Origin of the sequence: Bradyrhizobium sp. 195 (assembly GCF_023101665.1) — a bacterium.
In the GTDB taxonomy this organism is placed as follows: domain Bacteria; phylum Pseudomonadota; class Alphaproteobacteria; order Rhizobiales; family Xanthobacteraceae; genus Bradyrhizobium.
Genome location: NZ_CP082161.1, coordinates 3,553,798 through 3,565,770 on the forward strand (window position 1 = coordinate 3,553,798; position 11,973 = coordinate 3,565,770).

The 11,973-nt window shown below is 61.2% G+C and carries 13 protein-coding genes; 7 read left to right on the top strand and 6 right to left on the bottom strand.

What is annotated here, in order from left to right; translation table 11 throughout:
- Nucleotides 1-89: 89 nt before the first annotated feature.
- Together IVB26_RS16190 and IVB26_RS16195 are read right to left on the bottom strand one after the other, a co-directional pair.
- Nucleotides 90-692 carry a hypothetical protein gene (locus IVB26_RS16190; protein ID WP_247972562.1) on the bottom strand — a complete coding sequence of 201 codons (603 nt, stop codon included), beginning with the start codon at nt 690-692 and terminating at the stop codon, nt 90-92.
- A complete protein-coding gene (locus IVB26_RS16195) occupies nt 689-1,615 on the bottom strand; it encodes an alpha/beta fold hydrolase (RefSeq protein ID WP_247972563.1) in 927 nt (308 codons plus the stop codon). The genes IVB26_RS16190 and IVB26_RS16195 overlap by 4 nt, the downstream gene beginning before the upstream one ends.
- A 132-nt stretch (nt 1,616-1,747) precedes the next feature.
- On the opposite strand from IVB26_RS16195, the gene IVB26_RS16200 reads away from it, so the two are divergent.
- The 5 genes from IVB26_RS16200 (at nt 1,748) to IVB26_RS16220 (ending at nt 6,373) form a co-directional block, all read left to right on the top strand.
- Nucleotides 1,748-4,255 (top strand): alpha/beta hydrolase, encoded by a 2,508-nt coding sequence (locus tag IVB26_RS16200; protein WP_247973180.1) that lies wholly within the window; start codon nt 1,748-1,750, stop codon nt 4,253-4,255.
- A 9-nt stretch (nt 4,256-4,264) separates the two neighbouring features.
- Nucleotides 4,265-5,128, top strand: a complete 864-nt coding sequence (locus IVB26_RS16205) for an alpha/beta fold hydrolase (RefSeq protein ID WP_247972564.1) — start codon at nt 4,265-4,267, stop codon at nt 5,126-5,128.
- Nucleotides 5,129-5,145: 17 nt separating this feature from the next.
- On the top strand, nt 5,146-5,496 hold the full coding sequence (locus IVB26_RS16210) for a phasin (protein ID WP_247972565.1): 351 nt from the start codon (nt 5,146-5,148) through the stop codon (nt 5,494-5,496).
- Nucleotides 5,497-5,561: 65 nt separating this feature from the next.
- On the top strand, nt 5,562-5,738 hold the full coding sequence (locus tag IVB26_RS16215; protein ID WP_246916320.1) for a hypothetical protein: 177 nt from the start codon (nt 5,562-5,564) through the stop codon (nt 5,736-5,738).
- 191 nt (nt 5,739-5,929) lie between these two features.
- Nucleotides 5,930-6,373 (top strand): potassium channel family protein, encoded by a 444-nt coding sequence (locus IVB26_RS16220; RefSeq protein WP_247973181.1) that lies wholly within the window; start codon nt 5,930-5,932, stop codon nt 6,371-6,373.
- A gap of 58 nt (nt 6,374-6,431) precedes the next feature.
- Here the strand turns inward: IVB26_RS16220 and IVB26_RS16225 are convergent, their stop codons facing one another.
- Entirely contained in the window at nt 6,432-7,115 is a 684-nt protein-coding gene (locus IVB26_RS16225; RefSeq protein ID WP_247972566.1) for a helix-turn-helix domain-containing protein, read from the bottom strand.
- 343 nt (nt 7,116-7,458) lie between these two features.
- Between IVB26_RS16225 and IVB26_RS16230 the strand changes: the two genes are divergently transcribed.
- Together IVB26_RS16230 and IVB26_RS16235 are read left to right on the top strand one after the other, a co-directional pair.
- Nucleotides 7,459-8,091 carry a response regulator transcription factor gene (locus IVB26_RS16230; protein ID WP_247972567.1) on the top strand — a complete coding sequence of 211 codons (633 nt, stop codon included), beginning with the start codon at nt 7,459-7,461 and terminating at the stop codon, nt 8,089-8,091.
- 198 nt (nt 8,092-8,289) lie between these two features.
- On the top strand, nt 8,290-8,664 hold the full coding sequence (locus tag IVB26_RS16235) for a response regulator (RefSeq protein ID WP_247972568.1): 375 nt from the start codon (nt 8,290-8,292) through the stop codon (nt 8,662-8,664).
- Nucleotides 8,665-8,678: 14 nt separating this feature from the next.
- Here IVB26_RS16235 and IVB26_RS16240 read toward each other — a convergent pair whose 3' ends face one another.
- The 3 genes from IVB26_RS16240 to IVB26_RS16250 are packed head-to-tail and all read right to left on the bottom strand — an operon-like array spanning nt 8,679 to nt 11,869.
- The gene (locus IVB26_RS16240) at nt 8,679-9,263 is read right to left on the bottom strand and encodes an invasion associated locus B family protein (RefSeq protein WP_247972569.1); all 585 of its coding nucleotides are present in this window, start codon (nt 9,261-9,263) and stop codon (nt 8,679-8,681) included.
- Nucleotides 9,264-9,281: 18 nt separating this feature from the next.
- On the bottom strand, nt 9,282-10,169 hold the full coding sequence (locus IVB26_RS16245; RefSeq protein WP_458309354.1) for an alpha/beta hydrolase family protein: 888 nt from the start codon (nt 10,167-10,169) through the stop codon (nt 9,282-9,284).
- A gap of 11 nt (nt 10,170-10,180) precedes the next feature.
- On the bottom strand, nt 10,181-11,869 hold the full coding sequence (locus IVB26_RS16250) for an aspartate:alanine exchanger family transporter (protein WP_247972570.1): 1,689 nt from the start codon (nt 11,867-11,869) through the stop codon (nt 10,181-10,183).
- Nucleotides 11,870-11,973: the final 104 nt, after the last annotated feature.

Consider the following 11,973-nt stretch of genomic DNA (forward strand, 5'->3'; position numbering starts at 1 on the left):
TCCAGTCAACAGGCGATCAAAGGAAGGCGACGGAGAGAGACAAAATTGGCGGACGGTCGGCCGACTCTATTGATCTGCGTCAAGGATTCTCATCGTTCCTGCCTGACGGTGATGCCGATGCTCTCAAGCGCGTCCGCCCATAGTTTGCGAACCTCGGCGTGACGCCGTTCCAGCGCCGTGCTGACAGCGTCCCGAAACGGCACGAGACTGTCACTCTTCAGCAAGAGAATTTGTGCCTGCAACAGCCGGCCGCTTTCGAATTCGATGCGGCGCAGGGCCAATACGAAAGGATCGTTGGCGTTCGCGTCAACCGGCAGCAGGGCCGCCGGTCGGATGCCGGCATGAATGGCATGGGCTCGTGTCGCAAGATCAATCGGAAGGGCGAGAGGCCGATCGACAATCCCCTCGACCGGCTTTGGAAGCCAGGCCGTCTCCCACGAGGCCGCCATGTAGGCCAAGGCCATGTCGGGCACCCAGGAGGTCGAGCGCTGCAACAGCGAGACAATCTCGGACTCGCGATAGAATTGGGCGTTCAATTCGGTCTGCCACGCGGCCTCGATCCGCATCGGCAGGGCGATTGCGTATTGTCGTGCCAAGGCGCCGTGAGCCGAGATCAGGAACGCGGCGATGCGTGTCTGCTGATGCGATGGTATCCGGCCTTCCGAATCCAGCGGTCCGAGAAATCGGCTCATGGCGGCGCTGCCCGGACAGGAATGGCGCGCAAATGATCATAATCGGCCGGAAATAGCGCAAGCTCGCCACCGGGCTCCTCCGGCGCGATCCAGACCGCCCTGTTGCCATGCCAGCGCCCGGCGAGCACATCATCGGCAAAGCGGGCGAGCAGGTCTGCCGTGAGCGCGCTCTTCTCGAGCGTGAAGGCGTGATAGGCTTTCGGAATGATCACGAGCGAGCTGTCGGGGATCTCGACGCGCAGGGTCTCGTGCAGGGCTCGCGGCGTCAGGAAGTCGAACTCGCCGTTCAGGATCATTGTCGGAACGGCGATCGTGGACAGGCGCGGCGTTAATGGCTCGAAATCGAGAAACGATTCCATCAGGTTCTGGAGCGCGTAGAGATCGTTGACGAGCCAGCCCTGCCGCTTGACGCTGTCGAGCTTGTCGAGCAGCGGCTTCAGCCACTGGTCGGAGAGGTTCATCGGCAGCAGAAGGTCCTGGAGATAGCTTGTGCCCCCAAGAATCAGACCGGTCCGCAGTGCGTTGCCGAGCAGAAGCAGCTGCGGCGAGAGCTCGGCGAAGCAGCTCATTGGCACGAGGCCGGAGATGCGCTCGCCGTGCTCGATGGCGTAGCGCAACGCAATCAGCCCACCGAAACTGATGCCGCTCAGGAATATCGGGCCATCACCGAGCTCACCGATCAACAGGTGGAGCGCGGTCACCTGATCGTCCTGGCTGATGAAGAGTGCCGGTTTGTCGGACTCGCCCTGGCCGAGCAAATCGAAGGTTGCGACGCGGAAGCCTCGCGCGAGCAGCGCCTCGCGATAGGCGGACCAGAGCTCGGAGTATTGCGTGAGTCCGTTCACCAGCACATAGGCGGGCGCGTTCGCCGGCCCATCGAGCTCATAGCGGATCCGGTATGAGCCGAGACTGAGGCAGGGCATGCGGAAAACCGGCAGGTGTTCTGACGCTGCGATCTTGAGCCGCTCCTGAAGGATTCCCTTGCGTTAGATCAAGGCTCCTCGGGTCGCGCTCCCTAGCGTTTAGGCAAAACACCGCCAGGAGGACGTGCCATGATGACCGGGAGAGACGCCGTGAAGCGTTGCTTCGTCAGTCTGATCGTGTTGCTGATCGGTACTGATCTCGCACTTGCGCAACCTTTGACGCGTCGCTCGTCGCAGGTGCAGCACGATGGCCTGAAGAAGACCTATGAGATCGCCAACTTTCGCTTGGGCGGCAAGTACGATCTGTCCACGCCCGCCAAATGGGAGAATGGAGGAGAGGGCGGCGTCACGCTCGAATCCCTCGGCGGCGGCAAGCTCCGCACCGCATATATCGCGATCGGCAACGCGCGGCGCAATGCAGCCGGCGAGATCACCAACGCCATCGTGATCAATTCCTACTATTCCGGCGATTCCAGCGATATGTATGAACAGTGGGTCAAGGGCGCGGCGCTGTCAGGCGGCGTGCCGATCATTGGTCCGGGCCGGCCGATCGACACCGACCGCTACTACGTCATCATGGTCGATCCGCTCGGCACCTGGGGCGCCAGCAAGCCGTCCGATGGCCTCGGCATCAAGTTTCCGCAGTACAGCTACTACGATATGGTGCAGGCCAATTACCGGCTGCTGCGGGACGAGCTGAAAGTTGCCCGCGTCGCGCTGGTGACCGGCGTCTCAATGGGCGGGACGCAGACCTACGTCTGGGGCGTGATGCATCCGGAGTATATCGGCGCGCTCATGCCCATTGGCGGGACCACGCAGTCGGACGGCGAGGATCCCGTCGGCAACTGGACGTTCCAGATGATGACGGCCGCCATCGAGTCCGATCCGGTCTGGCAGGCGACCAATGGCGACTACTACAAGCAGCCCAAGGAGAAGCATCCCATGCCGGGCGTTGCGTTCGGCTGGTCGATCCTGGGAATGACGGGCTATGATTTCGGCTTCCGCACGACCCAGAACTGGAGCGCAGTCCAGCCTGAAATCTTCTACTGGACCCCGCCGAACGAGAAGGCGGCGCTGAGCGTTATCAATCGCGCCAAGCTCTATGACGCCGTCGATCTCGTCTGGCGCAACCGGGTGGGCGAGACCCACAACATAAATCCCTATCTCGGCCGCATCCAGGCACGGACGCTGGTGATGCACATCACCAATGACCTGTGGCTGAACTTCAAGCTGGCTCAGAAGGCCGTCGATCGCGTGCCGGGCGCGGATCTGATCGCGCAGGAGAGCCCGGTCGCTCATTACGGCGTGTTTCCGATCATCAACCAGCGCAAGAACGATCCGAAGTTCGTCGCTTTCATGGATGACGTGGCGGCCCTCGATCGCGCGCAGAAATTCGTCGACAAGAACTATCGGGTGCCGGCTGTCGCAGAAGAAGTCGACCCGAAGAAGTCGTTCTGGAAGGCCAATGTGACCTATCCCTATCCGGTCAAATTCGGCGGCGCCAAGGACAAGAGCGGCAACTCCTGGGAAATCGGATACATGGACGAGTACGCCGGGACCGACAGGGATCCGAAAGTGCTCGTCATCATCCATGGCAAGGGGGCGTTCGGCGGGCACTACGGCAATATCATGCAATACGCGTTGCGCAGCGGCCTGCGCGTGATCGTGCCGGATTTGCCGCACTATGGCATGTCCGGTCCCGGCAATCTCGACAAGAGCCCGGCCCGCACGATGCAGGATATGCGCGAGGTGATCTATGACCTCGTCGTCAACCAACTCGGCGTCAAGAAGGCCACCTATCTCGGCCACTCGCTGGGTGGCCAGTTTGTGATGGGCTACGCCCTGACCTGGCCGGACACGGTGCAAGGCCTTGCGCTCGAAGCGCCGTCGGGTCTCGAGGAATATCCGCGCGAGATCACCATTGCCAAGGACAAGAAGGCGCGTCTGTTCGACGAGGCTTTCGGGCGTGATTTCGACAAGTGGAGGCAGACATGGGACCAGACCGGCATCCTGGCCGCTGAGAAGGCCCGTGATGAACCGAACATCCGGGACTTCTTCTACTTCAAGAAGCGCGATCCGGACACGGGCACGGTATCGGCGGCGAAGAGCGGTTACTTCTTCAGCGACAGCGAATATGCCCGCCTTCACACCGAGCAGCGCGTCGGGCTGACCAAGGGCAATCCCAAGGAGCTGGAGCAGTGGTGCAACGTCTTCATCTACGACATCTACACGATCGGAGCGGAGCTGCAGCAGGATGACCCGAAGAACCTTTACGAGCGGCTGCCCCAGATCAAGGCGCCGATCTTCCTGTCATTCGGTGACAAGGAACCGTTCATTCCGACCCCCGCGTTCAACGGTCTGACTGAACTCGGGCGCGACGTCATCACGCCCTTCATGACGCGGATGACGAATGCCGGCAACCGGCCGATGCTCAAGATCTATCCGGAAACTGGTCACTTCATCCACACGGACAACCCGGTGGAATTCTCCGCCGACGTGGTTGATTTCGTCACCAAGGGGACCATCGACACCTCCTCACCGCAGGGCACCGACCGCATGATCAAGGGCGCGGTGGTCTCAGCCCTGCCGGTCGCGCCGACGCCGCCTGGTGCGGCGCCGACGGCTGGCCTCAACAAATAAGGCCGGTCCATGCCGAAGGTGCAGGCGGGCGAAATCGAGTTGGGCTGGCGGGAGTGGGGACGAGGCGACGTCACCGTCGTCTTCATCCACGGCAATCTCGCCAGCAAGGACTGGATCGAGCTCGCCGCGCCGATGTTTCCGAACGGGCTGCGGGTGGTCGCGATCGACTGGCGCGGCTGCGGCGAAAGCGATCGGCCAAAGCCCGCTGCAGACTATGCCAACTATTCGATGCAGCAGCATGCGCTGGATATGCTGGCGGCCCTTGATAAGCTCGATATCGGATACTGCCACCTCGCCACTCATTCGACCGGTGGCATCATCGCAGCCCGCATGTTGCTGATGCAGCCTCGGCGCTTTGGTCGTGTGTTCGCACTCGATCCGGTCACGCCGCTGGGCATGTCCTTCGATGCCGACCAGATCGGCCTTTTCCGGGCAATGATGGCGAGCAAGGAACTGACGAGGATCGTGATGGCGACCGCCGCGACCTCGTTGTTCGTGCCGGATAGCATGACCCCGAATGCGATTCCCCGTTTCCGGGAAGGACTCGGCGAAATTCAAGCTCTGTTCGACCGGATCATCGAGCAGACCTTCAGCGTCTCCGAGGGAATCTGGATCGGAACGCCTGTCAATCTCACCCGCGAGAGGGAGAGCCGCGAACTCGATCGGCGTATGCCCGATATCGGGCATTCGCACCTGGTGCTATGGGGCGAGTGGGACGGCTGGATTTTGCCCGCGGATCTTCGCGCCATGGCGGAGGCGATGCCGGACTGCCGGCTCGTGATCGTGCCCGGCGTCGGGCATTCGATGAACCTCGAGCGGCCGGCTCTCTACGCCGGCTACTTCGGCGCCTGGTTCGGGGGGCTTGCGGCATAATCACAAGGAGCAACGTCATGGCAGAGATCAATCCATCCGCCGAGGATATCCGCGGGATGCTCACCGAAGCCCTTGGCCGGTTGAGAAAGGCCCATACGGAGTATTTTGATCTGCTGGAAAGGGGGCTCAGTTCCTCGCCGCTGCCGATGGCCGACCAGGCCAAGCAGTTTTGCAGTTTCATGCAGCGCAACGTCAACGCGACGTTCGATCTTGGCGATAAGCTCGTTCAAGCCAAGGACGCTCAGGACGCGCTCAAGCTTCAGACCGAGTTCTTTCAGGGCCAGATCCAGGCCTTGACCGACCAGGCGAGGAGCGCTGGCGAGTCCGCTATGAAGGCGGCAACCGGCATGTTCGGACAGAAGAACTGAGACTGCCGTGAGGCAGGGACAAGGCTATTGGCTCGCAGGCACTCGCGATTGATACGAGGTCACAAATGGCGGATACGACAAAGCTTTCGGTAGAGAAGGCGCTTGAGAAATTGCGCAGCAGCGATCAGGCAAAATCAAAAGATCAGCGGCGCGATGAAAGGACCGAGAAACTTAACGAGGAAATCAAGCGCATGAGAACGCAGAGATCGCGTCTCGACCATAAATCACGGACGCGCGGCTAGAAAATTGCCGCGGTCCAGCAGCGCATCGAATTCGCTCCATTCTGACGGTGCTCAATGGAGACCAACGACGCGTCTGGCCAATTTGATCGTTGCTTTGGGAAGGAGAGCACGACATGCAAAGCGTACGAGAGTTGTTCCAGGCGTGTCGCGGAACCGACGAAAATGCGACTGGGACCGGGGACTGCTAAATGGTGGTGGTTCAATTGTTGGTCGGCTCAATCGTCAGCGTGATCAACATCGTGATCCACGCTTTGGTAACCGTTGCGGCCATCGTCATCGCCCGGGCCGTCGGGCTTCGGTATCTTGCGCGGCCAAGGCTGCCACTGATGGCCGTGATGGTTGCGACAGCGGCGGCGCTGATGGTGGCGCACACAATCGAGGTTCTGGTCTGGGCGTTGACCTACGCCGTGATCGGCGCGGCCCCTGCCGGCAGCGACCTGCTTTATTTCGCTTTCGTCAACTACACCACTCTGGGCTATGGCGACATCACTCCCGTGCAAGAGTGGCGGCTGACGGGACCGATGACCGCGATGAACGGGATCCTGATGTTCGGCTGGTCAACCGCCGTTCTGTTCGAGGTCTTGCGCAAGACGCTCGACGATCTCGGAATGACCAAGCTGCCGGGTGCTCGGTGATTTGACGTTGACAATGTGAACCGGCAAGGGCGGACACACCCCGGGAAAAGACTGCCGCTCAATGCTGTAGATCGAGACTGGCGAGCTCCCGCCGGTCCAGTAGCACGATCTGGCGCTGGGTATTGCCGATAAAGCCGAGGACGCCGAGATCATGCAGGTGCGATATCGCACGCGAGACGGTCTCCAGTGTCAGGCCGAGATAATCGGCAATGTCGCGCCGGGACATCGGCAGTGCCATGACTTCGGATGCGGTCAGCCGCTTGTCCATTTCGAGTAGGAAGGCCGCCACCCGCTCCAGCGACGTCTTGCGACCGAGCAGGAGCATGTGGTCCTCTGCGTGCTGCAGATTGATTGTCGTCATGCTGAGCAGATTGCGCGCCACCATCGCGTCGCTTTCGGCTACCAATTCAAGGCTTTGCCTTTTGACGAGCTGCACAGTGGTGTCCACGATCGCCTCGGCGGTAAACCGATGCTCGCTGCCGTTCTCCAGGCCAAAAATGTCGCCGGCAAGATGGAATGCGCCGATCTGGCGGCGACCGTCTGACAGCAGCTTGTAGCTTCGTACGGCACCAGACTTGACCTGATAGACATAGTCGGCAGGCTCCTTCTCCCCGTAGACCTCCGTTCCTTTTTTGTATGTAAATTCGTTTAAACAGATGATCGGATTCGAATCACTCCTCATTCCGAAGTCGTGGAGCGAATTGGGGCGGGGCAGGGGGGCGGTCTTTGTGCGCACCAGCATAGGCCAACTCCTCAACGTTGATCGCTGAATTGGTCTCAACCGAATATTTCATCGCAAGGAATGCGCGCTGTCCCACTCCCGCCGGGGTTGATTTAAGACGAAGGAGGCATTTCAAACCATTGTCTCTAAGGGCGTTGTACCAAAGGACAGTGAGGGTAAAGGCGTGCACGCAATGAGAATTCGTCCGCACCGAGAGGGTGGGATCTTCGTAAGGTCTTCTGTCCAATTCGCACATTTTCGCTATGCCTGATATCATTCCTAGAGTTGACTGCACTTGCGTCTTTTCCCGCTGACTTGGCTCCCCAGAAGCCAATCCGGGAGACATTGCGGCTAAGAGGTAAAATTGCCCGGCCTCATTCACGTCGTAGACGACGACGTTTCGTTCCGAACGGCGATGGAACGCCGTCTCAAGCTTGCCGGCTATGACGTCGTCACCTATGCGTCTGCGCAGGATCTGCTCGATCTCTTGCCAGCCGAAGACAAGCCGGCATGCATCCTGCTTGACGTGCAGATACCGGGGCTGAGTGGGCCGGAGCTGCAAGCGCGTCTGCTCGAACTCGGTTCGACGCTGCCGATCGTCTTCCTCACCGGGCACGCCGATACGCAGACAACCGTGCGGGCCATCAAGGCCGGTGCGGAAGATTTCCTGACCAAGCCGGTGTCGTCAGAGGAGTTGATCAACGCGGTCGAGCGGGCCATGTCGCGCCATGAGATGACGCGCGCGCAGCACGGCAAGCTCGTTGCGCTTCGTGCTCTGGTCGCGTCGCTGACACCGCGAGAACGTCAGGTGCTCGACCTCATGGTGCGTGGCAAAATCAACAAGCAGATTGCCTACCAGCTCGGAACGACCGAGCGCACCGTGAAAGCTCACCGTCATCAGGTGATGGAAAAAATGCAGGTGCTTTCGTTCGCGGAACTTGTTTCGGTCGCAGAGCGACTGGGAATGCTCGATCCAAACGGCGATGCGGGCAAGTAGCAGAAAACCATGTCGCTTGTCAGTCTGCGTAAGGTGGACCTGCACGTTGGTGCATAACATAGATTGTTGACAGGATGCCGCTGAAAGCGCGCAATAATGCTGGAGATCGTCGGCTGTCGAAGCAGGACCTAGCTCGCGAACAAGCCGTTCGTTTGACGATCGCCCAGCATATTTTTCGTACCGAAGAGGCCGACAATCGTGCCGATCCGAGAATCCGTCTTCGTCCTGGATGATGATTCATCGATGCGCATGAGCATCAAGCGACTGCTGCGAGAACACGGTTTTGGCGCGCTGCTGTTCGCCTCGGCGAAGGCGCTATTCGATCACGATGATTTCGGAAACGTCATCTGCATCATCATCGACATCAATTTGAGCGATCAATCCGGGATTGCGGTGCGCAAGCGGCTTACGAACGAAGGCGTGATGGCCCCCGTCGTCTACATTACCGGCAATGACAGCGCGGCGAACCGCGCGGCCGCGATCGACTCAGGGTGTATCGCTTATCTGACTAAGCCCTTCGCGGCGCACTCACTTATTGCGCCAATTGAGCGGGCCTGCGGCGGGATCATCTAGCGCGGCCGAGACGCTTATTCATCGACATACTGCTCGAACGTCTGCGCCGGTGCTCCCTTGTGCACGACGGAAAATTGCGCCAGCGGAAGTGACGTCGCCAGCGACAGAAGGTTGGAATCGACGACCTCCAGGACCAGCACTTTTCCTGATTCCAGCTCCTTGACGATTTTTGGATCGGCGACATCGGCGGCAATGCAAGCATTGGTGACGCACCAGCTATAGGGTAGGCGGTAAGGGCTTCCTTGATCCACCGTCAGCTTGATAGGGTACTGCAGATACATGCCGACCGGAACAAACAATTGCAGTCTGGCAACGGGCTCGCCCTCGCGCTCGATCAGGTCCACACGCACGGCGGTTTGACCGGTCGGGAAGGTGCCCGTGATTGAAGTCCGGCACAGCATCTTGGCGCCACCCGCCCTAAAGCAGAGTTTGCGCCAGTCTCCATAAGTGATGTCCTTTGCCTCGCGTTGGCCCCGGGTCGTCACCTCGGCGGGCTTCGCTGTTTGTGAATTTTGCCGTGTCGCGGCGACCGCCGAGGACGCTACGCCGGCAGTGACGACGACCAGCAAGCCCGACAAACAGTGACGTGCATAAGCCATGGCCACATCTCCTTGCGCCTAGTGCGGCGCGTCGAGAAATTTCGTCACCAGCGGCGACCAGATCGGAATGGCGTCCGGGGAACCAATGAAGAAGTGTCCTTCATTGCCGAACGGCGGCATCAGATGGTACTCGGCCCTGCCGCCCGCGGCGGTGAAGGCGTCGTGCATGCGCTTGGACAGATCGGGGCCGAAAAACGTGTCGTTCTCGATATAGATCCAGAGCATCGGCACGCGCGAAATGCGGCCGAAATTCGCGGTCGCCTCGACGAGCTTGTCCGGCGCGCAATTGTTGTTCGGCTTGCCGTCGACACGGCCGCCGCGGCCGGCCGCGAAGGTGATGATCGCCTTGACCTGAGGCGGGTTGACGCTGGACAGCGCAATGGAAGCCCAGCCGCCGGCGGATTGCCCGACGACAATGACATCCTTGGGCACAATGCGCTTCTCGGCAGCCAGATAGTCGATAATCCAGAGATCGACCTGCGCCACTGCCAGGCCGGCGTCGCGGAAATTAGGGTTGGTGCACTTGCCGACCTTGGAAAAGAACGGGCCGTAAATGCCGCGCTCGGGGATATCGATGGCCGAGGCGCCATACCCCGTCCCTACGGGCGCCACCACCAGGTGGCCTCGCTTTGCGAACCATTTGGCGGCGTCGCGGAATTCCACCAACGGAAAGAAGCTGCGGTCCGTCGGATTGAGTGAGACCCCGTGGTTCATGATGACGAGCGGGAACGGACCGTCGCCGACCGGACGCACCAGGTAGGCGAACATTGGTAGCGGTAGTGGCAGCGCCCAGATCTCCTCCTGGATGGAGACATCTTTCTCCGCGCGTGCGGTCGTCGTGAAAGCGGCCAGCACCAGCAACATGGCCGCGAACCACCCGAGCGCCGGGCTGACTGGTTGCCGCATTGCGGGTCTCCTCATCCGGTGTAGGTGGCGGCCACGATGATCGGACCGAGTACGGTCAGCACCACGTTTCCGACCGCGTACGGGACGGCGACGCCGAGCACCGGCGTCTGGCTCTCCGCGACGTCGCAGGCACCGGTCACGGCGGCATCGACGGTCATGGCGCCGGCCAGCGCGCCGCAGGTGATGACAGGGTTCATGCGCAGCACGTGACGTGCAAACAGCGTCGCGACGATCAGAGGTACGACGGTGATGACAAGGCCCATGCCGACAAGAAGCAGCCCGTGGGCCTGGATCGCAGCCCAGGCGGCGGCGCCGTTGCCAAGCCCGATCGCCGCAATGAAGCCGCCGAGCCCGAGATCGCTCAGGGTCTGCTGCGCAGCCGGCGGCATTGCTCCCATGGTCGGCTTGCGCGACCGCAGCCAGCCGCAGAAAAGGCCTGCAATCAGCGCGCCGCCGCCGCCGCCAAGCGAGAGGGCGATGCCGCCGATCCTGAAGCTGACGAGCCCTGCGAGCAGGCCGGCCGCAATGCCGATCGCGAGAAATGCGATGTCGGTGCGATCGCCCGAACGTAGGATCTGGCCAATCGCCGTTGCGGCACGCTCGATGTTGCGCGTACCGCCGACCAGGGTCATGACGTCGCCGACATAGATCCGCGTGTCCGCGCTTAGAGGCACCTCTCGGCCCATACGGGTGAGGGCGCGTAGAAAGACACCCCGAGCGTCGGTGCCGACGCGGGACGCGATCTCCTGGATTGAGCGGCCATGGAGATGGCGATTGTCCACGAGCACCTCGAGCACGTTGCCCGGCATCGTCTTCAGGATCTCGTCGGCATCGATCTCGGTGCCGATGATCGGCTTCGCCGCGACAATGGCAGCAGTGCGACCGGCGAGGACGATGTCGTCGCCGGCTTCGAGCACAGTTTCGAGATGCGGTTCGATGTCCGCGCGCCCGCGGACGATGCGCTCGACGACCGTGCGACTTCCGATCTCTTCCTCGATCGACCGGACGGTGCGGCCGGCGGCTGCGGTCACGCGGTAGGCGCGCGCCTGGAACTTGCGGTAGGAGAGATTTTCGCTTTTGGGCGGATCGCCGCCGGCAAGCTCCGCCTCGAGCTTCTTGGCCTCCACCTTCAGATCGATCCCCATCAGCTTGGGGGCAACGAAGGGGACGAACAGCAGTGTCAGGATATAGCCGAGGACGTAGGTGACGGCATAACCCGCCGCGATGTTCGCCTCCTGCTGACTGAGCACATCCTTGGGCAGGCCGAGCTGGGCCAGGGCGCCCGACGCGGTGCCGATGACCGAGGATTGCGTCAGTGCTCCGGCCGCGATTCCGGAGGCGGTGCCAGGATCGAGCCGGAAGCCGTGCGCGAACAACAAGACGATCGCGAGACCCGTGCCCCCCAGCACCAGCGCCAGGGCGACCTGGGCAAGGGTGCGGAAGCTCAAGGAAGCGAAGAATTCCGGTCCCGACCGATAGCCGATCGTGAACACGAACAGGCTGAACAGGATGACGCGCAAGAGCGACGGAAACGTGAACGTTCCGAGCTGCCCCATCAGCACGGCGACGACCAGGATACAGGCGGTGGTCCCTATCGAGAAGCCGCGAACCTTAATGCGGCCGAGGATCGTGCCGATGGCGACCGCCAGCAGCAGGAATATCTCCGGAGCGGTGGTGATGATCCACCTGACGGTGTCCATGTGGCAATCCCCCGGCGCTTTGGGCCTGATATGATTTGCGGCGCGGAGCGATTGCTTGATCCAGATCAAGCCCCGTTGGCGACGGGATGCCGCTATGAATTCAT

Coding starts and splice junctions, on each gene's coding strand:
- IVB26_RS16190 (WP_247972562.1), bottom strand. CDS start 692: ATGAGCCGATTTCTCGGACCGCTGGATTCGGAAGGCCGGATACCATCG.
- IVB26_RS16195 (WP_247972563.1), bottom strand. CDS start 1,615: ATGCCCTGCCTCAGTCTCGGCTCATACCGGATCCGCTATGAGCTCGAT.
- IVB26_RS16200 (WP_247973180.1), top strand. CDS start 1,748: ATGACCGGGAGAGACGCCGTGAAGCGTTGCTTCGTCAGTCTGATCGTG.
- IVB26_RS16205 (WP_247972564.1), top strand. CDS start 4,265: ATGCCGAAGGTGCAGGCGGGCGAAATCGAGTTGGGCTGGCGGGAGTGG.
- IVB26_RS16210 (WP_247972565.1), top strand. CDS start 5,146: ATGGCAGAGATCAATCCATCCGCCGAGGATATCCGCGGGATGCTCACC.
- IVB26_RS16215 (WP_246916320.1), top strand. CDS start 5,562: ATGGCGGATACGACAAAGCTTTCGGTAGAGAAGGCGCTTGAGAAATTG.
- IVB26_RS16225 (WP_247972566.1), bottom strand. CDS start 7,115: ATGCTGGTGCGCACAAAGACCGCCCCCCTGCCCCGCCCCAATTCGCTC.
- IVB26_RS16240 (WP_247972569.1), bottom strand. CDS start 9,263: ATGGCTTATGCACGTCACTGTTTGTCGGGCTTGCTGGTCGTCGTCACT.
- IVB26_RS16245 (WP_458309354.1), bottom strand. CDS start 10,169: ATGCGGCAACCAGTCAGCCCGGCGCTCGGGTGGTTCGCGGCCATGTTG.
- IVB26_RS16250 (WP_247972570.1), bottom strand. CDS start 11,869: ATGGACACCGTCAGGTGGATCATCACCACCGCTCCGGAGATATTCCTG.